A 22,775-nucleotide genomic window follows, 5' to 3' on the forward strand; every position below is an offset into this window, starting at 1 on the left:
GCTTTGTCCAGGGCGGTGCTGATGATCGTCGCGGACCGGGACGGGACCTGTCCGGTGTGGAGGGCCTCGGCGAGTCTTTGACGACGGGCCGGGATTTCCTGGCCGGTTATTCCGGCCCCGGGCAGGACATCGTTCGCGAGGGCGAGCCGGCGCCGTGCTTCGCCGATCCCGATCCGCAACCGGGCCCGGAGGAACTCCGCCGCGTTCCGGTACCCATCATCCAAAACACTGCCACCACCACCAGCACCAGCACCACCCGCTTTGACGGCGCTTCCGGTGGCTGCTTCACCCGTACCACCACCGGATCCACCGCCGACGCCGCCTTCTGACTCACCGGCGGGCTCGGTCCACCCCGTCCGCCACTCCTGCGCACTCGACGGCGGGGTCTGTCCGGGCTGCGGTGCCGGCGCCGCACGCTGCGCCTCCGTCCGGGTCCGCTCCACAGCCTGCGCCGCGACGACCTGCACGTACTCCAGCTGACGAGACAGATCCTCTACCCGGCCCGCAAAATCAGCAGCCTCCCCAAAGCCAAACAACCGGGCATCGGCAGCGACCGAATCACACAGCTCGACCAACGCCTCGGAAGCATCGTCAAGCAACTGTGCCTGTTCTGACGGACCACCTCCAGAGCCGGACGTGGGTCCGCAGCTGACAGGAAGCCTCTTACTGTTGTGATCGCTCGGGGACAAATCGCTGGAGCCTGATTGCTCGGATTGCGGATTCCCTGAACGGAAGGACACGTCGGACGGTTCGCCCGGCCGACTGAGAACCTGCCCGTTTGTGTCCATGCAACGAGCCTGTCATGGCCCGACGCCGGCGATTAGCCCCCTCACGGGCTATGTGGAAAAGTCCGTGACTACGCCGGTCTTGGAAGCCGAAAATCCACCCATGCAGCTCCTGCTGACAGAGCCTCCAACGGCAACATCCTCATCATGCCGAGAGGGTTTCTGCCAGTACCCGTAACAGCAGTGACTGCTTACACTCAGCCAAAGCGTGTTAGATGGAAACATCCACTAAAGACAGACACGTTGGAGAAACATGCCTACCGCTTCCGCATTTGCCTCACCCTCGGCCACGGGCGACCTGACCCTGACCACCATTGAACGCCGCGAAGTTGGCCCGAACGACGTCCATATTGATATCAAGTTTGCGGGTATCTGCCACTCGGACATCCACACCGTTCGCGGTGACTGGGGTCCCCAGCAGTACCCCTTGGTGCCGGGCCACGAAATCGCCGGCATCGTTACCGAGGTTGGCGCCGAGGTGACCAAACACAAGGTCGGCGACCGCGTCGGCGTCGGCTGCATGGTCAACTCCTGCAAGGAATGCAAGAACTGCCTGGCCGGCGAGGAACAGTATTGCCTGAAGGGCAACGTGGGCACCTATGGCGCGGTGGACCGCGACGGTACCATCACCCAGGGTGGCTACTCCAGCAACGTCGTGGTGAATGAGGACTTCGTGGTGACCATTCCGGAAGGGCTGGACCTCGATGTTGCTGCTCCGTTGCTTTGCGCCGGTATCACCACCTTTTCCCCGCTGCATCACTGGGGCGCGGGTCCGGGCAAGAAGGTAGCGATTGTCGGGCTGGGCGGTCTCGGACACATGGGCGTCAAGATTGCCCACGCCATGGGTGCCGAGGTGACGGTTCTGTCGCAGTCCCTGAAGAAGATGGAAGATGGCCTGCAGTTGGGCGCAGACCACTATTACGCGACCAGTGACCCCGCCACCTTCGAACAGCTCGGCGGTACGTTCGACCTGATCATCAACACGGTCAGCGCTTCGATCGACATCAGCGCCTACCTCCAGTTGTTGACGCTCGACGGGACGCTCGTCAACGTCGGCGCGCCCGCAGAACCGCTCCCGGTGAACGCCTTTGCCTTGATCGGCGGTCGCCGTCGTTTCGCCGGCTCCATGATCGGTGGCATCCGCGAAACGCAGGAGATGTTGAACTTCTGTGCCGAGCACGGCCTTGGTGCGGAGATCGAGGTCATTCCTGCCAGCAAGATCAATGACGCTTACGAACGAGTTCTCGCCTCGGACGTCCGCTACCGCTTCGTCATCGACGCCTCCACCATCGGCTAGTCCGAATGTTTCGAAAGGCCGCGCCCTCAAAAGGGGCGCGGCCTTTCGGCTGCCAGGACGGCACCAAAAAACAGCGACAATGGTTTGGTGACTTTCAGACTGGACACCATTGGCAGGGGACTGGTCTTCGCCGACTCCATCCAGGACCTTGCAGCGGCCCTGTCGCAACAGGGCGAAGGCGGCACTGCGGTTGTGCAGGCACCGCCAGGTACGGGAAAGACCACGCTGGTGCCGCCGCTGCTGGCGAACCTCATTGGTCAGTGGCATTCCGGGCAGCCACGCGTCGTCGTGACCCAACCCCGGAGGGTCGCAGCACGTTCCGCCGCACGGCGGCTCGCTTCCTTGGACGGAACCCGGTTGGGCAGCAAGGTGGGCTACACCGTCCGTGGCGAGTCCAGGACGGGTCCGGACACGATGGTGGAGTTCGTTACTCCCGGGATACTCGTCCGGCGACTCCTCAACGACCCCGGTTTGGAGGGCGTCCAGGCGGTGGTCCTGGACGAGGTCCATGAGCGGGGCCTTGAGTCTGATCTTCTGGTGGGGATGCTCGCCGAGGTCCGCGAACTCCGCGAGGACCTCACACTGGTCGCCATGTCGGCAACCCTTGATGCCCGGCGGTTCGCCGCGTTGTTGGGAACCGGGGACGACGGCGGCGGGCCGGCTCCCGTTATCGACTGCCCTTCCGTAATGCACCCTTTGGACGTTCAGTGGCGTCCGTTCCGGGAACACCGTTTGGACGAACGGGGAGTGGCCCGTACCTTCCTCGATCACGTTGCCCGCACCACGGCGGAGGCCCACGCAGCCGCCGTGGCCGGGAACCCCGACGTGGATGCCTTGGTGTTCCTCCCGGGCGTCCGTGAGGTATCCGACGTCGCTTCCCGCCTACGGGCGGAGGTGTCGGGGAACGTTGAGGTTCTTGAGTTGCACGGCCAAGTGGGTCCTGACGCCCAAGACCGCGCAGTATCCGGGCGGGAGCCGGGAGGCGCAGCACGGATCATCGTGTCCACGTCTCTGGCTGAGTCGTCACTCACCGTTCCGGGAGTCCGGTTGGTCGTCGACTCAGGGCTGTCCCGCGAACCGCGCAGGGATGCCGGCCGCGGCATGTCCGGTCTCGTTACCGTCTCCTGCTCACGTGCATCGGCGGATCAGCGTGCGGGGCGCGCGGCGCGGCAGGGACCGGGTACCGTGGTCCGCTGCTACGACCAACGGGACTTTGCTTCCGCCCCTGCCCATCAAACCCCGGAGATCCTGGCCTCTGACCTGACTGGAGCGGCGTTGGTGCTCTCGTGCTGGGGCGCGCCCCGCGGCAAGGGGCTGGCGTTGTCGGATACCCCGCCCTCTGCCGCCATGGACGACGCTATGGAAGTGCTCAGGGAACTGGGCGCCGTGACGGAAGACGGAACAGCCACCGCCCTGGGCAAAACTCTTTCGCGCGTACCCGCCGATCCGCGTCTGGCCCGGGCCCTGCTGGACGGATCAGCAGTTGTGGGCCGACGCGTCGCGGCCGAGACGGTGGCCATGGTGGCCGGCGATCAGCGTGCTCCCGGGGCGGACTTGACCAAGCTACTGGGCTACCTGCGTTCCGGATCAGATCCCGCAGCGCGGCGTTTCGCCGAAGACGTGAAGCGGATGGAGAGCATCGCGCGGCAGGAGGCGACCGCCGTCGTGCCCTTACCAAATGCCCGCCACATCACGGCGGCTGAGGCGCCCGGCTTCGTGGTGGCGCTGGCGTTCCCGGACCGTATGGCCAAACGCGTTACGGGGAGTGGCCCGGACAGCTATCTGCTGACCTCGGGTACGCGGGCGGGACTGCCGGCCGGGAGTCCGTTGTCAGGGCACGATTGGCTGGCGGTTGCTGAGGTCTCACGCGCGCAGGGCCGCGACGCTGCCGGGACGGGCGCGGTTATTCGCTCGGCCGCGCCGCTTTCGGCGGAACTGGCCGAGGCCGCGGCCCCCCACCTCTTGACCGGGAAGGAGTACGCCACCTTTGACCAAGGTCGCGTGACCGCCCGCCTGGAACGGAGGCTTGGGGCGATTGTGCTGTCCTCAACGCCGGTACGTCCCAGCGTCGCGTCCGGACGAAGGGCAGTAGCAGAGTCCCTGGGCAAGAACGGATTATCCATGCTGCATTGGTCCAGCAACGCCGATGCGTTCCGGCGGCGTTTGGCCCTGCTCCACCGTGAGCTCGGTGATCCTTGGCCAGATGTCACGGAATCAGGCCTGTTGGCCAGGTTGGAAGAATGGTTGGCCCCCGAGTTGGAGGCGATGGCCACTGGCACTGCTGCCAGTGCCGTGAATCTTGCCGATCCGCTGCGCCGCCTCCTTCCATGGCCGGATGCCGGCCGTTTGGACGTTCTTGTTCCCGAACGCCTTGCGGTGCCCAGCGGTTCTCTGGTGCGCCTTGACTATCCGGACGTGGATGACGACGGCGGTCGTCCCGTCGTGGCGGTCAAGTTGCAGGAGTGCTTCGGCTGGGACAGCACGCCCCGGCTGGTGGACGGCAGGGTGCCCGTGCTCTTTCACTTGCTGTCCCCGGCAGGGCGTCCCCTGGCCGTCACGGATGATCTCTCGTCTTTCTGGTCCGGCCCCTACGCGCAGGTCCGGGCAGAGATGCGGGGACGTTATCCCAAGCATCCCTGGCCCGAAGACCCGTGGACCGCACCGGCTACCGCCAGGACCAAGAACCGGATGTAGGGCGGCCTGCTAGGCCGAACGGTCCAGCATGAACTGGATTTCCCCGTCCACGAACGTTCCCAGGACGCGGCTTGCGGCCAGCTCGTCCGGCGCTGCGCTAAGAGGGTCCAGTTCAAGAACAGTGAAGTCCGCCCGCTTGCCCTTGGAAATGGACCCCGAAACATCCCATAGCCCTGCGGCTTTTGCTGCGTGTGAGGTGTAGCCCTCAAGCGCTTGAAGCGCCGTAAGTGCCTGGGCGGGAGCGATGGGGTCCTGCTCCGGGTGGCCCGAACGGCGCCGCAGGCGTGCATCCGCCATGATGGGCAACGGCGGGAAAGGAGCGATTGGCCAATCGGAGCCAATCCCCAGGGCGACACCGGCTTCACGAAGATCCCGGCAGCGCCACGCCCTGTCGGCCCTCTCGGGACCGAGCCTGGTGGACCAGTTGTCGCTATGGTCGGCCAGGGAGTAATGAGTGCAATGGGTCGGTTGCATGCTCGCCACCACCCCCGCATCCTTGAAGCGCGCCACGAGTTCGTCCGGAACGGTTTCGAGGTGCTCGATCCTGTGGACGGTCCGGCGGAGGACATCCGACGGCACAACATCGCGGAGGGACTCCATCGCTTCCAGCACGTGTTGCACTCCGGCGTCACCGATCGCGTGGGTCGCCGTCGGGATTCCGCGGGTGGCGAAGTAGCGGACGGCGGCTGAGTATTCTTCTGGCCGCGGCCAGAAGGGCGCCGTGGATTCGCCGTACAGATCGGGTTCGTAGAGCCAGGCCGTTCCGTTATCCACCGTTCCATCTACGAACAGCTTGATGGCTTCAACGGACCAGCGGCGCCCACCCTTGCCCAAGGTACGGGCGAGTTCCTTCCAGTCGTCCTCTCCGGTGCCAGGCATGCACCACGGCGCAGAGCGCAGCCGGAGCGGCAGCTCACCGTCGGCCTCGAGTGCGTGGAAGAGCGCTGCGGATTCTGCACTGTGGTCCATGATGTGGCCGCCGGTGAGTCCCGACCTCGCAAAATCCCGGAGCAACGCGGCCAGTCTCGTCTTGCGCCGGGCAAAGGACTCCTGGGGGATGTGGCGCTGCACGAGCTCCATGGCGGCGGCTTCGAGCAAGAGGCCGGTAGGAACTCCTTCGGCGTCACAGACCACTTCCGAGGCTTGCTCGAACGCGTACCTGCCACGGACGCCGGCCACCTCCAGGGCGCGGCTGTTGGCCACGGCCGAGTGCCCGTCGAACAACCGGATCAGTGCCGGTTTGCCGCCGCTGACGTCGTCCAGCATGCTGCGGTGCAAGGGCGCCGTGCCGAACGCGTTCGGATTCAGGCCCCAGCCACGCAACCACTCGTCGTCGTGTGCTGCCTGGTCGCGGAGGAGCGTCCGAACTTCATCAAGCGTCGAAGCACCGGAAAGGTCCACACCGACGGTGAGGTCCAGGCCGAATACCGGATGGATGTGGCAGTCAACCAGGCCCGGCGTGAGTGTCGCGCTGCCGAAGTCCACCACGTTTGTGCCCGCCTGTCGCCAGTCGTGGGCGTCAGCGCGGCTCCCGACGGCGGTCACGGTGCCGTCGCTGACCCCGACCGCTTGGACGGGCCCACGCTGTGGGTGCTCGTCCAGGGTGTGGATGGTATCGGCGAGGACGATGAGGTCAGGAGTCATGGGTTTCAAAGCTTCCAATCCGGGCGAAGACATCGGGGCGGGCAGTGCGCAGGCGGCGGGCGATCAGCAGGCCTGCGAGGAAAACGATGGGTGTGACAGACAGGAGAATGGCGTTGGTGACGGCATCGGCAAAGGTCAGCAGTTCGATGTTGACGGCGATCAGCGCCACGACCCCGAAGAGCAGGAAGGCCGATGCAATGCTGACTGGAATGAGCACTCGGTTGGTCACTGCGGCGGGGTTCCGGCGCAGGTAGATGAACGCGGCCACCGAAACAAGCCCCTGCAACGCCACGATCCCCACGATGCCTGGTGTGTTGACCCAAATGAGCAGGTGCTTGTAGGGGTCGGCATTGGCCACGGCACAGATCAGGATGACGACGGCGGCCAGCACCGTCTGGATCTGTCCCGCACGGTGCGGTGACTTGTATTTCGGGTGTGTCCTGCCCAGGAAGGCGGGAAGGATCCCGTCCTTGGCCAGCATGTAGACATAGCGGTTGATGGCGTTGTGGAAGGCCAGCTGGGAGGCATAAACGCTGGTCACGATCAGCACATACATGACGACCTCGGCCCAGGGGCCCACGTACTGGTTAATGGTGGCGAAGAACATCCCGTCGGCGAGTTCACCGGCAGCAGCCACCACGTTCCCGTTGCCGAATGCCTGGATGACCGTCCACACAATGAAGGCGTAGAACACGGACATGAATCCCACGGCGATGTAGGTCGCCCTGGGGACGGACTTGTCCGGATTACGTGCTTCATGCCGGTACAGGACCGTTGATTCGAAGCCCATGAACGCCGCGAAGCAGATAGCGAGAATGGCCAGGACTCCGGGAGTGAAGGCGTTTTCGGGGGAGAAGGAAGCGAAACTGATACCTTCGGCACCTCCGCGGGCCAGGATGCCAACACCCATGATGGCGAGGATCGCGGTCTCAGCGATGAGCAAGACGCCCAGCACCTTGGCGCCGACGTCAATTCCGCGGTAGCCGAGGAACCAAACAGCCGCTATCGCGGCCAGGGCTACCAGCGGCCAAGGGACTTCCAGGCCGAAAAGCGTTCGAAGCATGGCTTGGGTCTGGACCGCGAACAGCCCGTAGACCCCGATTTGCAGACAGTTGTAGGACACGATCGCGAGGATTGCCGAGGCAAGTCCCACCGTCTTGCCCATGGCCAAGGTGATGTAGGTGTAGAAGCCGCCGGCGGCTTTGACGTGCTTGGTCATTGCCATGAAAGCGACGGCGAATACCAACAGCACCGCGCCGGCGACGACGTAGCCCATGGGGGCGCCGATGCCCCCGATTCCAATGGCTACGGGGGCCACGCCGGCCATGACGGTAAGTGGGGCCGCTGCGGAGATCACCAGGAAGGCGATGCCGCCGGTGCCGATGGCGTTCCGTTTGAGCCCGTTTCCAGCATCGGCTGCTGGCGGTCGGGTTTCCAGATCAGACATGGGGATCCTATGGGGTGAAGGGGAAAACTGGGGGAGGGAGACTTAAGCGAAAGCCTTTCGTTTATCGTAAGGTCTTGTGATCCGCAGCACAATACCCATCGGGCAACTTCTGGCTAGAGTCGTAACAACAACCTTGAATGGAGTACCCCGTATGGCACGCCCGCTGGTCCCGCTGATATCCATCGACGCACTCGTCACCGCCGCCCTGGAGTTGGTGGACGAGGCCGGGGACTTCAGCCTGCCCAAACTGGCCAAACGGATCGGCGTCAGCCAGTCCTCCATCTACAACCACGTCAGTGGACGCGAAGAGATCCTTGAACTCATGCGGGGCCGCATCATCTCCGAAAGCACTTACGAACTCGACGCCCGGCAGGATTGGGAGGCCGCCCTTCGCGCGATTGTCCGTAGCTACCGGGATGCCTTTGCCCGGCACCCCAGGCTCGCTCCGCTGCTGGTACTGCAGACGGTGCAGGACCACCAGGTCCTTGGGCTCTACGAGGACCTGGCACTGGCCCTGGAAGCCGCCGGTTTCCGCGGCCGCGACGTGTTGTCCGCGATCTCCACCATCGACAGCTTCGCACTGGGTTTTGCCTTGGATCTGGCAGCCCCGGACGTTGTCTGGGCACCTCCACAGCAGGGCTTCCCGGCCCTCAGCGGCGCCTTGGCCAACGCGGGACCTGCCGATGAGCGGGGCGAAGCGGCCTTCGAATTCGGTTTGGAAATCCTCATCGCGGGCTTGCATACCCGGCTGCGGACCGCGGTTCAGTGAACTTTCTGCAAATGTGGTGGGAGGCGGTGGTCCGTGGTTTCACCCAGACCCACACCACTGCCGTACCCATGCCTGTCCTCGTTGGCATCCTCGCCTGTGCTGTGGTCCTCAGCATCCCGCGCGCGACGTGGCGATGGTTCGGCCTGTACGTCACCTTCGTCCACGAACTGGGCCATGCCTACGCAGCCCTCATGACGGGAAGATTCGTCCATGGACTCCGGATCGGGCTCGATCACTCCGGCCGCCTGGTCAGCAGTGGCCGGAGCGCCTTCGGTGCGGCGTGGTCCGGTTTCTGGGGTTATCCTGCCCCGGCCGTCGTGGGACTGTGCCTGATTGCGGCGGTCAGTGCCGGGCGGTCCGGCGCTGCCATGTCGGTCGGGGCCTTGATCCTCTTGGTTTCTCTGGTCTTCCTGCGCAACCTCACGGGGATACTGGTGGCTCTGGCCAGCGCAGGGATTGCCCAAGTTTTGCTCCTTTTTGCCACTCCCGACGTAGTCAACTACGTCGTGTTGGCCCTGGGCGTAGCCCTGACCGTAGGAGGGGTGCGTGACCTCTTGAAGCTGGCCGGCGTCCACACAAAACGCCGTGAACGCCTCGCTTCGTCAGACGCTTTCATTCTGGGCCGGACCACTGGCGTGCCTGGGTTTGTGTGGCTCTCCGGGTTCACGGTCGTCATTGCCGGCTGCGTGGCGGCGTCAGCGTGGTTGCTGTGGGGGCTGCTCACCGTTTAGCCCGGCATCAGGGACAGCGGGGGACGTGCGACGCCGCGGGCTTTGGTTCAGTGGCTGCAGGCACTTGCCGTGTGGTCGCCTCAGGGTGTCCAATCCTCTTAAAGATTCGGAGCTCTGGATGCGAACCATGAGCGTTCGGGCTCCGCGGCGGGAGAACCTCAGGAGATGCCATGTCTGCAAAGGGCACGCGGGATGCAGGAAAAGCTACAAGCCCCACCGCGAATGAAACCAGGCGCAGTGGGAACGGCGTGGTTTCTGCACACCGAGACCCCGCCAGGATACGCAACGTGGCACTGGTCGGGCATTCGGGCTCCGGCAAATCGATGCTGGTCGAAGCGCTGCTCGCGGCAACGGGAGCCATTACCAGGATGGGCTCCATCAGCGAAGGCACGACTGTCAGCGATGCTGATCCTTCAGCCATCCATCAACAACGCTCGGTAACCCTGTCCGTCGCACCGATCCTCATTGGCGACATCAAGGTCAATCTGATCGACACCCCCGGCTACACCGACTTCACAGGCGAGTTGCGGGCTGGTTTGCGGGCCGCCGACGCGGCCCTTTTTGTTGTGTCCGCCGTGGAGGGAATCGACGGCGCCACCGTCGCGCTGTGGAGCGAATGCGAAAAGATCCGGTTGCCCCGCGCAGTAGTGATCAGCAAACTGGACCATCCCCGCGCAGACTTCAGCGCCGCCGTCGAGCGCTGCCGGGAAGCCTTCGGAGAATCTGTCCTCCCGCTGTACGTTCCGGCAGTGGGTAACGCCGGCCTCATCGGTGTCCTTCACGGCGCAGCGGAGGAGTTGACCCCCACGGCCGATGTGGAATCAGTAAGGGATGCCCTGCTGGAAGGAATCATTGCCGAAAGCGAAGACGAAACCCTCATGGACAGGTACCTGGGCGGTGAAGAACTGCCGTTGCCCGACCTCATCAACGACCTTGAAACCGCCGTGTCACGCGGCAGTTTCTTTCCCGTGTTGCCCACCTCGGCCGAAACGGGCCTTGGGTTGCCGGAACTGATGTCCCTGCTCACCGACGCTATGCCATCGCCCCTTGAACGGACGCCACCTGCAGCCATGACGCTCGACGGTTCATCGCTGAAGACGTTGCACTGCGATCCCGCGGGCCGTCTCGCCGCCGAGGTCGTGCGGACCACCGTGGACCCTTTCCTCGGCCGGGTGTGCCTGCTTCGGGTCTTCTCGGGAACGCTGCGCGAGGATTCGTCCATTCACATCGGCGGCAGGGGACTGGCGGACAGGGGACATGAGGACCACGACGCGGATGAGCGCATCACACACCTGTACTCCCCGGTGGGATCCAGCCTCAAAGCCGTCCCGGAGTGCATCGCGGGTGACATCTGTGCCATCAGTAAACTGGCAAGTTCCGAAACAGGCGACACCGTCTCGGACCGCGAAGCCCCGCTCCTGATCGAGACCTGGAACATGCCCGAACCCTTGATGCCGATCGCCGTGGAGGGCGCATCACGAAGCGACGAAGACGCGTTGGCGAAGAGCATTGGAAAGGTAGCGGCCGCCGATCCAACACTCAGGCTTGAGCGCAACCCGGACACCCATCAGCTCATCTTGTGGTGCATGGGCGAAGCGCACGCCGAGGTGATCATGGACCGCTTGCGAAACCAAGGCGTGAAGCTGCAGACCGTGGATATCATTACTCCCCTTCGGGAGACGTTCGCCAGCAAGGCAACCGGACACGGCCGCCACGTCAAGCAATCAGGCGGCCATGGCCAGTTCGCCATCTGCGACATCGAGGTGGAACCGCTGGCACGCGGCGAGGGGTTTGCGTTCACGGACAAGATCGTTGGCGGGGTCATTCCGGGAACGTTTGTCACGTCCGTGGAAAAGGGGGTCCGGGCCCAAATGCTCAAGGGGGTGTCTGCAGGATTCCCGGTGGTGGACATCAAGGTAACGCTGGTGGGTGGCAAGACCCACAGCGTGGATTCCTCCGATGCCGCCTTCCAGGCAGCAGGCGCCTTGGCGCTGCGGGAGGCTGCCGCCGCCGCGAAAATCCAACTCCTTGAACCTGTCTCCTCCGTGGTGATCAGCGTGCCCGACGAATACGTCGGAGCTGTCATGAGCGACCTCTCCGGGCGACGAGGGCGGGTGAACGGCACCAATGCCACCGACAACGAGGGTACCGAGATCCTTGCGGAAGTGCCGGACCAGGAACTCCTGCGTTACGCCATCGACCTCCGCGCACTCACGGCCGGCACAGGACATTTCCGGAGATCGTACCTTCGCCACGAGCCACTGCCCAAGTAGGTTCAGGCACCCGTTTTCAAGAACGCAGCTACCTCGGGTGCCAGCGAAGCACCTGTTTCAGCGGCGGTCCGCTTCAGGCCCTTGACCGCAAATGAATGGTCACCGCCCTCGCACCACTGGAGCCTCGCCGTCGGGCCGATCCTGGACACCACGCCTTCCAGGATTTCAGGAGTGGCGAAGGTGTCCCGGGTGCCCTGCAGGAACAGCATCGGCACGGTTATTCCGTAAAGGTGTTCATCCCGGAGCTTCTCAGGCTTCCCGGGGGCATGCAGCGGGTACCCAAGGTAGACGAGTCCCTGCGCGGGCATGCCTTCGGCCACCGCCATGGACGCCATGCGCCCCCCGAACGATTTGCCTGCGGCCCATAACGGATTACCGTCCGACAACTCTGCCGCTGCCTCCATCACGGCCCGCCACGTTGCGATGGCAAGTGGCGGACGGTCCGGGAAGCGACGCCCGGCTTCGCGGGAGGGAAAGTTGAAACGGAGTGTAGCCACACCCTCCTGCGCCATGGCCGAGGCGAAGCCCTGCAGGAAGGGATGTTCCATCCCGGCCCCGGCGCCATGGGCCACCACCAAGGTGGCAAAACTGTCCTCAGGCTGGACATGGAGGGCGGAAACACGGGTATCAGCGACGGCGACGGTCAGGTATGTCTCGACGGTGGGCATATGAACATCATTACCTACCGGAGCGGCAGGAGAAGAGCCCATCACGAAACACGCCCTCGGGCATCAGGCACAAGGTGCTGACGCGGCGCACCTTTACGGGGTAGCTTGTGCCCATGGCGAGTGAAGCAACCACTGTAACCGTGCCCGGTCCCAACGGCCCACGTGAGGTCAGGATTTCCAGTCCGGGCCGGGTCATGTGGCCGGACGCGGGGCTTACCAAGCTCGATCTCGCCAACTACCTGATCGATGTCGGCGAGCCGTTTGTCGCCGCCAACGGCAACAGGCCTGTGAGCTTTCAGCGGTACTCAGGAAACATCGATGGAGAGATGTTTTTCTCCAAGAACCCTCCCAAGGGCGCCCCTGAGTACGTTCGCGCCGTCACTGTTACCTACCCGAGCGCGCGGTCACACCCCCAACTGGTCATCGACGAACCTGCGGCAGCGGTGTGGGCAGCCCAGATGAACACAGTGGTTTTCCACCCCTGGGCTTCCCGTGCCAACGATCCCGATAACCCCGACCAGCTACGGATCGATTTGGATCCCCAGCCCGGGACGGATTTCGACGACGCCATCCCGGCTGCGATTGAGCTTCGCTCTGTCCTGGAGGAGGCCGGGCTGACGGCGTTCATTAAGACATCGGGTAACCGTGGTCTGCATGTTTACGCCCCCATCCATCCCAAGCACGAGTTCCTCGAGGTCCGCCACGCCGTGATCGCTGCCGGACGCGAACTTGAGCGCCGCATGCCCGACAAGGTCACCACGGCGTGGTGGAAGGAGGAACGCGGAAAGCGGATCTTCGTGGATTTCAACCAGGCCAACCGGGACCGGACCATCGCTGGCGCCTACAGCCCGCGGGCTGTACCGACAGCGCAGGTGTCCTGCCCTTTGACCTGGGAGGAACTGGAGAATGCGGACCCCGGTAAGTACACCATCACCACTGTTCCCGACCGGTTGAAAAAGGTGGGGGATCCTTGGGCGGCCATGCACGATCATCCAGGTGACATTGACGTCCTGCTCACATGGTGGGAACGCGATGTCGAGAACGGCCAGGGCGAGATGCCTTTCCCGCCGGAGTTTCCCAAAATGCCCGGTGAACCCATGCGGGTACAGCCAAGCCGGGCGCGAAAGCCGGAATAGTACGCCACCGCCGTCGGCCTTGACCGTTATTCGAAGCGGGAAGGATCGCCCGTACCGCGCCGTACCACCTCGGCCACCCCGCTCGAAAAGTCGATCACCGTGGTTGGTTCCGAACCTGTGTCTCCGGCATCGATCACGCCGTCCACCTGGTTGTCCAAACGCTCCTTGATTTCCCAGCCCTGGGTCAACGGTTCTTCCTCATCCGGCAGCAGGAGCGTGCTGGACAGCAGAGGCTCGCCCAATTCGGCGAGAAGTGCCTGCACCACCTTGTGGTCCGGGATGCGGACGCCGACTGTTTTCTTCTTGGGGTGCAGAAGCCGCTTCGGAACCTCCCGGGTGGCCGGAAGGATGAACGTGTAGCTGCCGGGGGTTACAGCTTTGATGCTCCTGAAGATGTCGTTGTCCAGCATGACGAACTGGCCCATCTGGGCGAAGTCCTTGCAGACCAGAGTGAAGTGGTGTTTGCCGTCCAGATGCCGGATGGTGCGTATCCGGTCCAGCGCTTCCCTGTTTCCGATCTGGGCGCCCAAGGCATAGCAGGAGTCGGTGGGGTAGGCGATCAAGCCGCCGTCCCGCAGCATATTCACCACTTGGCCGATGGCGCGTGGTTGAGGGTCTTCCGGGTGCACATCAAAGAATCTGGCCATGCAAAGAGCCTACGACAAAGCTACGACAACACGTCCTTGTTGGAGAATTTCGCATACGCCAAGGCGCCGCACACCACTATGTAGCCGGACTGCAGCAGCGCGTTCGCACCAAACGATGTCCAGTCGATGGGCTGCCTGAGCAGATCAGCGAAGTCCAGCCAGTGGTGGCTGAAAAGCCACGGATGCAGCCACTCCAGCTGTGGCAGGTTGTCGAGGACCTGCGACACGACGGACAGGACAATCGTGGCTGCCATGGCACCAACAGGCGCATCGGTGAAGGTCGAGATCAAAAGGCCGATCGCCCCCAACCCCATCAGGAACACCGTGATGTAGGCAGCGATCAGCAGCGACCGCAGTGCGGAATCGCCCACGCTGACGGTGTCGCCGGACAGCAGGGTGACCGGCCCTACGGGAAAGAGGACGACGCCGGCCAGGGTGCCTGACGCTGCCACAGTTGCCGTCGCGGCACAACAGAAGGCGACCGTTCCCGCGTACTTGACCAACAGCAGGCGAATGCGCCCCGCAGGTGCCAACAGCAGGTACCGCAAGGTTCCGAGGTTCGCTTCCCCTGCGATCGTGTCTCCTGCCACCACACCTATGGTGAGGGGAAGGAACAATGGCACGCATACCACCAGCGCCGTGACCGCCACGAAGAGCCCGTTCTGGGTGATCCTGTCCAGGAACAGCGGGCCGCGGCCAGGAGTTGCGGGCCTCGACGACAACCTCACCGCGACTGCAATCAGGATGGGCACGGCGGCCAACGCGACCAGCATGGCCCACGTGCGGAGCCTGCGGAAGAGTACCGACAGTTCAGAGGCAAGGAGTGCCCACCCTGCCCCGGACCGCCCGGTGGCAGATGGAATACCAGCAGCGGTTTCAGCCGGCAACGTCAAACCCCTCTCCAGTAAGGGACACGAACCGTTCTTCCAGGCTTGCGTGCCCAACAGTGAATCCGCGGACGCGCACGCCTCCTGCAACCAGTGCGGCCACAATCGTCTCCGGGGCCATGCCGTTGAGTCCGGTGCCCATGAGCGTGTCGTCGCCCCTGCCTGTCGCATCACTTGGGACCACACCAAGGCGGGACAGGACGCCTGCGGCCACACCGACGTCGGGCGTGTGGATCAGGACGTGCGACTCCCCGGAGGAGCGCAGCTCATCCAGTGGCCCTTGGGCCACCAGTTTTCCCGCGCTCATAATGCCTGCGTGCGTACACATCTGCTCGACCTCGGCCAACAGGTGGCTCGAGACAAAGACCGTCGTGCCACCTGCGGCAAGGGAACGAACCAGGGCGCGCACTTCGCGCGTCCCTTGGGGGTCAAGTCCGTTGGTCGGTTCATCGAGGACAAGCAGTTCACGGGGACGCAGCATCGCGTTGGCCAGGCCGAGGCGCTGTTCCATGCCTAGTGAGTAGGCGCGGACCTTCTTTCCGGCAGCATGGCCGAGCCCCACACAGTCCAGGGCCTCGTGGGCACGTTGCCGCCTGGTCGATGAGGGTGCGTGGCGGTCGGCCGAGTCCAGGCGCATCAGGTTTGCCTCGCCGGTGAGGAACGGATAGAAACCGGGGCCCTCAACCAAGGCGCCCACGTGCGGCAACACGGAGGTCAAGGATTGTGGCATCTCCTTGCCCAAAACGCTGATGTCGCCGCTGTTCGCCGTGGCGAGGCCAAGCAGCAACCTGATGGTGGTGGTCTTTCCCGAGCCGTTAGGCCCCAGGAAGCCGTAGACCGCCCCCTGGGGAACGGCCAGATCAATGCCGTCGACGGCGGCGCGGCGGCCGAAGCGCTTCACCAGTCCACGTGTTTCGATGGCAAGATTGTCGCCGGTGCCTGGATGGCTTGCCAGGACGGCAGGGCCGGTCAGCGGGCTGGTCGCTGGGTCGGTCACGGGGCAGGGACGTTTAACTGTTGGGCGACTGCCTGAAGCCGCTCCAACGGCACCATGCCCGCATAGACGCGGCCGTCGTCGAGAATCAGCACGCTGATCACCGATGTCGTCAGTGCGCGGCCGCCCGGAACAGCTTGGAGCGCTTGCGTGAGTTCCGGGCTGGCGGTGAGTCCGGCCGGAGCGGTTCCCGCCGGAAGGGAGATCACGGCGTCCCAGCCGGCGCCTGTAACCGTTGCACCATGATGTGGCTGGGGCGGTTGCGGCTGGGTCGTTGGGCCGGAGGGCTCAGGCAGTGGCATGGAAGGAACGGGTGCTGCGGGGATCGTCTTTTCGCTGACCGATGCGCCCTGCGGCGGTACGAATTCAAACAGCGAGGCGTCCGGGGCAGTCAGGTCCAGCTGCGTGTACTCCAGTGAATAGGCGGGCCCGGCCTGCCCTTTGGCCCTCAGTTCGATACCGAGGGGGAGGCCGGTTTCGGCATCCACATCAATCGCCACAGCGTCCACCAAGGTGCCCGCCGTGCGGGGTTTCAGGAGGAGTTTGTAGGCGCTGCGCCCGGCCACCGAGGACGAATTCCCGACGCTTACTTCAGTGCTGGCGTCAATGGCTGTCAGGAAGCGCGACGCTAAAGCCTCGGGAGTGTGGATGGTGGGGCGCGGTGATTCTGGTACCCGGGACTCGGTGGGTGCTCCCACCGACGGACGGGGGATGCTCACATGCGTAGCACTGTTGTCCGAGGAGTCATAGAACCACGCGTCCTCGCCGTTCAGTACAAGATCGCGCTCGGCCATCCGGTCCAGGATCTGTACGCGTGCTTTGGAAGGACCATCAATGTAGACCCTCGCAGTGTGCGAGCCTGTCAGGAACTCCAAGGCGGAGGCGGTTCCGGGCGCAACCCCGGGGCCGGCCGTTGGAACTTCGGGAAGTCCCAGTTCGGCGGTTTGTTCCAGTGTGCCGGACAGCTCCCGGACCTGGGTGCGCGCGATCATGGCCAGGATCTCGTCTGCGGTTTTGGGTGGCAGGGAGCCGCTTGCGCCCGCTTGGACTGCACCAAACAGCACGGCCATGCCCATGGCAAGGCTTATCAGGAGCGCCGGCAGCCACCGCCGCCTGGCCCGGGTCATTGCTACCGGCCACCGCACATCAAAGGCATGAGTCCAGATTACTCCCGTTGGCCGTCGGGATCACTCGTGGTTCGTTACTGCTGGATCAGTTGCCGCGCAAGTTTGACTGCGCCGAAAACGGGGGCTTGGGGGAGTATCCGGACCAGCGACGGATCCTCCAAGGACACTTTGCGCGCTACAGCCGCAGCGAGTTGGTCCTGGTTGACCAGCAAAGCGCCGGCCATCACCAAGGGAAGATCCAATCCGAGTTCGCCCAGTACTTGCCTGGCCAAGGACGCCAGGGAGTGGGCGGCCTCGGCCTGGATCCGCAGCGCCGCAGGGTCGCCGTCCTGCGCCATCTCAAGGACGAGCGGGGCCAGTCCAGCCCAATGGTCGGGTTCCGGCTTTGCATAGAAGAAGTCCATGAGCTGCAGGGCGTCCACACTGGCCGTGGCTGCCATCAGCGATTGGACCAGCGGGCCGGGTTCAAGTCCGGCGTAGTACTCCCGTAAGGCCTCGCGAACGGCGTCCCGGACTACCGAGTATCCACCACCCTCGTCGCCGAGGAGATAGCCGTATCCTCCACTGCGGGCTTCCCGCCCCTCACGGTTCCTGCCCCAGGCCACAGAGCCGGTTCCGGCCACCAGGACCACGCCTGCTTCGAGACCGGCCGCGGCGAGGATGATGCGTGTGTCATGGACCACCTCGATTTTGGCACCGGGAAAATGTTCCGAGAGGAGGGCCGACAGAACGGCCCGGCTCGCAGGGGTGTCGGCGCCGGCCGCTCCCGCACAGACTGCTGCGACACTACCGCCCACACGTGCCGCAATCCGCCGCAGCACTGCGTCCGCGCCCTGGTGCCCCACGGAAGACAGGTTTGCACGTGCTTCGGTGATCTCCAGGCGGGCATCATTGTCCGCCCCGGAGAAGCGGGTGTCGTCGGCGAGAACCGCGTGGGTTTTCGAACCGCCGATGTGGAGCCCGAGGACAACCGGGGCAGCGTTTGTGGCGCTGTTGCTCCCGGACTGCTGCATTTCCTCCAAGTGACATCCCTTCGTCTCACGCCAAGTTTGGCACTCCGCCTAGATTGGCATAGACCAATCCCCTTGTCTACAGGTAGTTTGTCCGTATGTCCGCTGATACAGCTCCGGCAACACCCAAGTACTACATGGTCAAGACCGAAATCCTTGCCCGCATCACGGGGTTGAAGCCCGGTACCCTCATTCCCACCGAGAGGGCTCTTGCGCAGACGTATGCAACGTCCCGCACTACGGTGCGCCTGGCCATCAGTGAGCTTGTTGCCGAGGGGAAGCTGGGGAGGATCCAGGGGCATGGCACTTTTGTCGCACCCCCCAAGGTGACCCATGTGCGGCAGTTGACCTCATTTTCCGACGACGCCCGGATGCAGGGACTGAAACCTGGTTCGACGCTGGTGGCCCTGAATGTCACCAAGGCCAGCCAGGAGGTCGCTGCGCACCTCGGGCTCGCGGAGGGTGGCTTGGTAACCAGACTGGAACGCATCAGGCTGATCGATGGTGCACCACTGGCCCATGAGGTCGCATGGCTTCCGGGAAGGCTTCCACGGTTCAAGGCCAGCCTTGCCAAGGCGGGTTCGCTGTATGCCGCTCTCCGGGACACTTACGGGATAAGCATTGCCGAGGTCGAGGATACGGTGGAAACTGCGTTGGCCGGCCCGGGTGACGCCCGGATATTGGGGATTGAAATGGGGGCCCCTCTTCTGGTGGTCAACAGGCTGGCGCGCGACGGGATAGGGGCGCCCGTTGAGTGGACTCACAGTACCTTCCGCGGTGACCGGTTCAGGTTTGTCTCGCGCGTGAAATCAGGGGAATAGCGTGGCCAACTCGACTTCCGGCGAGTCCGTCATCCGTCGGGTTGTCCGGCTTGTCGGCGCGTTCGACGACTCCCATCGGACCATGAGCGTCGCCACGCTGGCCCGCCGCTCGGGGCTGCCCGTAACCACCACCTACCGCTTGGTGGACGAGATGCTTGCCGAGGGCCTTCTTGAACGGGAAGCCAATGCCGAGGTCCGCATTGGCACGAGGTTGTGGGAGCTTGTGTCCAGAAGCTCCCGGATGGTTGGCCTGCGTGAGGCCGCGCTGCCCTTCATGGAAGACGTGCAGTCTGTGGTCCGGCATTCAACAACGCTGGGAATTTTGGAGTCCGATGAAGTCCTTTACATCGAGCGGATTGGTTTCAGGGATTCGATGGTGGACATCACCAAGGTGGCCGGACGTCTGCCCGTGCACGGCACATCCTCCGGGCTTGTCCTGCTGGCGTATTCCTCAGCCGCCTATCAGGAGCTCTTCCTCTCCCGGACGCTTGAAAAGTTCACTGACGCCACGCTGACCGATCCAGCCGAACTGCGCCGCCACCTGGCAGCGATCCGCCAGCGGGGATTCGCGTCCATGCCTGGGATCATCGTGCCGGAGTCGAGTGGGATCGCCGTGCCTGTCTTCGACCGCACCAACGCCGTCGTGGCGGCCTTGAGTGTGGTGGTGCCCAGGAATGAAGAAAACGCCGCCGTCCGTGTGCCCGTTTTAATGACGGCAGCAAGGGGTATTTCGCGTGCCCTCGGTTGGCGCGGCGAACTCAAGGGCGCTCTTCGCCAAAGCAACGGAAGCATCTGATTCCCGTTCATCGGTAACGCTGTGGCTCTACTCACAGGGCCGCTGGCAAAGTGGAGGACACAGCAGGGCACTGCGGACAGGACCACCGTCCGGAGCCATCCAAGAGGACTCAGACCCTCACGGCATTTCGCCCAAGTTCACGATCAGCCCCTTGAGGCTCTCTTCCGTGCTGCCCTGCGCCGCAGTGATGTTTGAACGCCGCAATGCCGCGGCAGGAGGAGTTTGATCATGGATTCAGAAAGACGCGGAAAGCCGGCCGATGCGGCCCGGCGCGTGGCCGGGAAAGTGGCCGTGGTTACCGGCGGCAGGGGCGACCTGGGGAGCGCGACTGCCCGGCTGTTGGCGGACCATGGAGCCTTGGTGGCGTCGTTGGACCGCGCCGGGGCACCGTCCGGAGGCGGCCGCCCGGGCATCACCGAATACGACGTCGATGTCACCGATGAGTCCAGCGTCGCATCAGCGATCGGGAGACTCAGCAAAGAACTCGGCACCCCGGACATCCTGGTCAACGCAGCCGGAATCATCGGTGCCGCCGGAGCAAGCCACACCGCCTCCATGGATGACTTCAATGCCATCTTTGACGTCAACGTCAAGGGGGTTTGGCTCATGACCAAATACATCGTTCCGGGGATGATCGAAAAGCAGTCCGGGAGCATCATCAACTTTTCGTCCATTCATGGACTAACAGGTGGAAGCAACGTGCCCCTCTACCACGCAACGAAGGGTGCCGTCAGGCTCCTCAGCAAGTCCGACGCCGCTACCTACGGGATTCACGGTGTCCGCGTGAACTCGATACACCCCGGTTCCATGAACACCAGGATGAGCCGCCGTTCAGCGGAACAGTCCGCGATCGGGGCAGAGGCCTACTACCGGCAATTGGTCGGCAACAGCCCCCTCCCCAGGCAGGGGGAACCGGACGAAATCGCCTACGGCGTTCTTTACCTTGCCTGCGATGAGTCCCGCTTCACCACGGGATCCGAGCTGGTGATCGACGGCGGCTACACCGCTGTCTGAGCCCAAGCATCCGCAACTGAACCACAATTCCCCTCTGAAAGGCATTCTTCGTGAAATTTCTCAACGGCACACAGGCCGGTACCTACGACGTCGTCGTCGTCGGCTCTGGCGCAGGGGCACTGACAGCAGCGGCCACCGCCGCACGGGCGGGCAAGTCCGTCGTCGTGCTCGAAAAGACCGAACTTCTCGGCGGAACCACTGCCGTCTCGGGCGGCATGCTCTGGGTGGCTGACAACCACCATGCCCGCCAAGCGGGCCTGGACGACTCCAAGGAAGCGGCCGCCCGGTACATCCGGGCCGTGGCGCGTGGACGCAGCCGCGAAGAGCTCCTTGACGCTGCCCTTGATTTTGGAGACACCATGCTCCGTTTTGCCGAGGACGAATGCGGGCTCCGCTTCATCTTCCTGGATAACTTTCCGGACTACCGCCAGGACCTACCCGGTTCCGTTGAAGGCGGGCGCACTGTTGAACCTGAACTATTCAATATCCGGGAGGCGCTCGGCGACCTCGCCCGCCACGTCCGCTCCGATGGCAGGGCACCATTCACTATGCAGGAGTATGAGAACTGGGGCGCCTTCACCAAATTTCCGTGGGCTCAACTCAACCAGCGCCAGGACCAAGGGCTCGTGGCCAAGGGGCACGCCTTGATTGGCATGCTGCTCGCAAGCCTGGTCCGGGACGGCGCTGCGCTGGTGGTTGGCGCCCGTGGTCAACGATTGCTGCTCGACGGCGGCCGGGTCGCGGGCGTCGAACTCGAATCGGGAGAAACGTTCCTTGCCAACGATGGTGTCGTACTGGCTACCGGCGGATTCGAATGGGACAAGGCCCTGGCCGATTCGTTGCTGGCCTCGCGCCTCTACATTATGTGCTCACCGCCCTCCAACACAGGCGACGGGCTCAGGATGGCACAACGCATCGGGGCACAGACCCGCGGAACCCGCGAAGCCTGGTGGGCCCCCATGTCAATAACGGGAGACACCCGGGACGGGGCACCCGTGGGCACACTGCTGAGGTTCGAACGGCAAGGGCCCGGCTCGCTCATGGTCAACCGGCACGGACGCCGCTTCGCCAACGAGTCACAGAACTACAACGACCTTGCGCGCTGCCTTCAGTCCTGGGATTCGCCCAACAACCAGACCTTGAATACACCGGCACATGTGGTCTTCGACCACGCCTACTTGGAGCGCTACGGCGTCCTTGCACACCGGGCCGGCCAGCCCACGCCCGAATACCTCGTGGAAGCACCCACGCTGGAGGGACTGGCCGCAAAGATCGGTGTTCCTGCCGGGGAACTGAGGGCTACGGTCAGCCGCTTCAACGAATTCGCCGTCAAAGGCGAGGACCCGGACTTCGGCCGGGGTGAAAGCGCCTACGACAAGTACTGGGGCGACGACGACTGCCCTTGGCCCAACCCATCGCTCGGCCCGCTGGTGACCGGCCCGTTTTACGCGATGGAAGTGGTCAATGGTGCCTTTGGGAGCAATGGAGGCATAGCCACGGACGGACGGGCACGCGTCCTGGACGTCGACGGACAACCCATTCCGGGCCTTTTCGCTGCCGGTAACACCACCGAAAATGCCTACGCCGCTGGGTACCCGGGTGCCGGTGCCACCCTGGGTCCCATCATGACCATGGGGTACCTGGCGGGCCGGACCATTGCGGGCCAGCCGGCCGAATACGCGGGTGAAAGCGTCATGACAGGGGTGGAAGCATGATCCGCCATGCAGTGCTGTTCAAGTTCAAGCCGGATTTTCCCACAGCCGACAAAGCCGCGTGGATGGCGGGACTGGATGCCATGGACGGCAACATTCCCGGCCTCCTGAAACTGACCCACGGCGCTGACATCTTGCAGCAGGAACGCTCCTTCGACTACGCGATCGTTGCCGACTTCGCCGCGGCGGAAGACATTGAGGTCTACAACACACACCCGCTGCACGAGCCCCTCAAGAAGTATTCGTTTCCCAACAGCGAACACATCATCGCCGTCGATTTCCACCTCTGAATCAACGCCTGGACGCCGTTCAAAGGAGAACAG

Annotated in this window: 20 protein-coding genes; 12 read left to right on the forward strand and 8 right to left on the reverse strand. The window is 63.9% G+C overall.

Features of this window, described 5'->3' with window-relative positions:
• The 3 genes from AB4Y81_RS00005 to hrpB form a co-directional block, all read left to right on the forward strand.
• Window positions 1-329 (forward strand): hypothetical protein (locus tag AB4Y81_RS00005; RefSeq protein ID WP_441994768.1); only part of this gene is annotated, 329 nt, incomplete at its 5' end.
• 709 nt (window positions 330-1,038) lie between these two features.
• Window positions 1,039-2,082: an NAD(P)-dependent alcohol dehydrogenase gene (locus tag AB4Y81_RS00010; protein WP_039241152.1), complete on the forward strand. Its 1,044-nt coding sequence runs from the start codon at window positions 1,039-1,041 to the stop codon at window positions 2,080-2,082.
• A gap of 87 nt (window positions 2,083-2,169) precedes the next feature.
• On the forward strand, window positions 2,170-4,776 hold the full coding sequence (hrpB, locus tag AB4Y81_RS00015; protein WP_441994769.1) for an ATP-dependent helicase HrpB: 2,607 nt from the start codon (window positions 2,170-2,172) through the stop codon (window positions 4,774-4,776).
• Window positions 4,777-4,785: 9 nt separating this feature from the next.
• Here the strand turns inward: hrpB and AB4Y81_RS00020 are convergent, their stop codons facing one another.
• Both AB4Y81_RS00020 and AB4Y81_RS00025 read right to left on the reverse strand, forming a co-directional pair.
• Window positions 4,786-6,420, reverse strand: coding sequence for an amidohydrolase (locus tag AB4Y81_RS00020; RefSeq protein WP_441994771.1), 1,635 nt, complete (start codon window positions 6,418-6,420; stop codon window positions 4,786-4,788).
• Entirely contained in the window at window positions 6,410-7,867 is a 1,458-nt protein-coding gene (locus AB4Y81_RS00025; protein ID WP_018777508.1) for an amino acid permease, read from the reverse strand. The genes AB4Y81_RS00020 and AB4Y81_RS00025 overlap by 11 nt, the downstream gene beginning before the upstream one ends.
• Before the next feature lie 151 nt (window positions 7,868-8,018).
• On the opposite strand from AB4Y81_RS00025, the gene AB4Y81_RS00030 reads away from it, so the two are divergent.
• The 3 genes from AB4Y81_RS00030 (at window position 8,019) to AB4Y81_RS00040 (ending at window position 11,640) form a co-directional block, all read left to right on the forward strand.
• Window positions 8,019-8,636, forward strand: a complete 618-nt coding sequence (locus AB4Y81_RS00030; protein WP_441994772.1) for a TetR/AcrR family transcriptional regulator C-terminal domain-containing protein — start codon at window positions 8,019-8,021, stop codon at window positions 8,634-8,636.
• On the forward strand, window positions 8,633-9,367 hold the full coding sequence (locus tag AB4Y81_RS00035) for a M50 family metallopeptidase (RefSeq protein WP_181423288.1): 735 nt from the start codon (window positions 8,633-8,635) through the stop codon (window positions 9,365-9,367). Before AB4Y81_RS00030 ends, AB4Y81_RS00035 begins: the two co-directional genes overlap by 4 nt.
• Before the next feature lie 170 nt (window positions 9,368-9,537).
• The gene (locus tag AB4Y81_RS00040; RefSeq protein WP_441994773.1) at window positions 9,538-11,640 is read left to right on the forward strand and encodes an elongation factor G-like protein EF-G2; all 2,103 of its coding nucleotides are present in this window, start codon (window positions 9,538-9,540) and stop codon (window positions 11,638-11,640) included.
• A 2-nt stretch (window positions 11,641-11,642) separates the two neighbouring features.
• On the opposite strand, the gene AB4Y81_RS00045 is transcribed toward AB4Y81_RS00040, so the two are convergent.
• A complete protein-coding gene (locus AB4Y81_RS00045; RefSeq protein WP_441994774.1) occupies window positions 11,643-12,308 on the reverse strand; it encodes an alpha/beta hydrolase family protein in 666 nt (221 codons plus the stop codon).
• 113 nt (window positions 12,309-12,421) lie between these two features.
• Here AB4Y81_RS00045 and ligD point away from each other — a divergent pair, with 113 nt between their 5' ends.
• Window positions 12,422-13,444 carry a non-homologous end-joining DNA ligase gene (gene ligD / locus AB4Y81_RS00050; RefSeq protein ID WP_441994776.1) on the forward strand — a complete coding sequence of 341 codons (1,023 nt, stop codon included), beginning with the start codon at window positions 12,422-12,424 and terminating at the stop codon, window positions 13,442-13,444.
• Window positions 13,445-13,470: 26 nt separating this feature from the next.
• Here ligD and AB4Y81_RS00055 read toward each other — a convergent pair whose 3' ends face one another.
• The 5 genes from AB4Y81_RS00055 to AB4Y81_RS00075 all read right to left on the reverse strand — a co-directional run bounded on the left by AB4Y81_RS00055 (window position 13,471) and on the right by AB4Y81_RS00075 (window position 18,112).
• Window positions 13,471-14,091 (reverse strand): L-threonylcarbamoyladenylate synthase, encoded by a 621-nt coding sequence (locus tag AB4Y81_RS00055; RefSeq protein ID WP_018777514.1) that lies wholly within the window; start codon window positions 14,089-14,091, stop codon window positions 13,471-13,473.
• A gap of 20 nt (window positions 14,092-14,111) precedes the next feature.
• Window positions 14,112-14,984 carry an ABC transporter permease gene (locus tag AB4Y81_RS00060; RefSeq protein ID WP_441994778.1) on the reverse strand — a complete coding sequence of 291 codons (873 nt, stop codon included), beginning with the start codon at window positions 14,982-14,984 and terminating at the stop codon, window positions 14,112-14,114.
• On the reverse strand, window positions 14,968-15,951 hold the full coding sequence (locus tag AB4Y81_RS00065; protein ID WP_441994982.1) for an ABC transporter ATP-binding protein: 984 nt from the start codon (window positions 15,949-15,951) through the stop codon (window positions 14,968-14,970). The genes AB4Y81_RS00060 and AB4Y81_RS00065 overlap by 17 nt, the downstream gene beginning before the upstream one ends.
• Before the next feature lie 20 nt (window positions 15,952-15,971).
• Entirely contained in the window at window positions 15,972-17,099 is a 1,128-nt protein-coding gene (locus AB4Y81_RS00070; RefSeq protein ID WP_441994780.1) for a LolA family protein, read from the reverse strand.
• A 74-nt stretch (window positions 17,100-17,173) separates the two neighbouring features.
• Window positions 17,174-18,112: an N-acetylglucosamine kinase gene (locus tag AB4Y81_RS00075; RefSeq protein WP_275779922.1), complete on the reverse strand. Its 939-nt coding sequence runs from the start codon at window positions 18,110-18,112 to the stop codon at window positions 17,174-17,176.
• Between the two features lie 95 nt (window positions 18,113-18,207).
• Between AB4Y81_RS00075 and AB4Y81_RS00080 the strand changes: the two genes are divergently transcribed.
• The 5 genes from AB4Y81_RS00080 to AB4Y81_RS00100 all read left to right on the forward strand — a co-directional run bounded on the left by AB4Y81_RS00080 (window position 18,208) and on the right by AB4Y81_RS00100 (window position 22,742).
• On the forward strand, window positions 18,208-18,930 hold the full coding sequence (locus AB4Y81_RS00080; protein ID WP_189075608.1) for a GntR family transcriptional regulator: 723 nt from the start codon (window positions 18,208-18,210) through the stop codon (window positions 18,928-18,930).
• Window position 18,931: 1 nt separating this feature from the next.
• A complete protein-coding gene (locus AB4Y81_RS00085) occupies window positions 18,932-19,726 on the forward strand; it encodes an IclR family transcriptional regulator (RefSeq protein ID WP_079581484.1) in 795 nt (264 codons plus the stop codon).
• A gap of 228 nt (window positions 19,727-19,954) precedes the next feature.
• Window positions 19,955-20,740: an SDR family NAD(P)-dependent oxidoreductase gene (locus AB4Y81_RS00090; protein ID WP_055975638.1), complete on the forward strand. Its 786-nt coding sequence runs from the start codon at window positions 19,955-19,957 to the stop codon at window positions 20,738-20,740.
• A 50-nt stretch (window positions 20,741-20,790) separates the two neighbouring features.
• Complete coding sequence (locus tag AB4Y81_RS00095) at window positions 20,791-22,455, forward strand: FAD-dependent oxidoreductase (RefSeq protein ID WP_193590511.1); 1,665 nt, start codon at window positions 20,791-20,793, stop codon at window positions 22,453-22,455.
• The gene (locus AB4Y81_RS00100; protein WP_018777523.1) at window positions 22,452-22,742 is read left to right on the forward strand and encodes a Dabb family protein; all 291 of its coding nucleotides are present in this window, start codon (window positions 22,452-22,454) and stop codon (window positions 22,740-22,742) included. The genes AB4Y81_RS00095 and AB4Y81_RS00100 overlap by 4 nt, the downstream gene beginning before the upstream one ends.
• Window positions 22,743-22,775 lie beyond the last annotated feature (33 nt).

It is taken from the genome of Paenarthrobacter sp. TAF1, from assembly GCF_052113825.1.
GTDB classification, from domain to species: Bacteria; Actinomycetota; Actinomycetes; order Actinomycetales; family Micrococcaceae; genus Arthrobacter; species Arthrobacter nicotinovorans.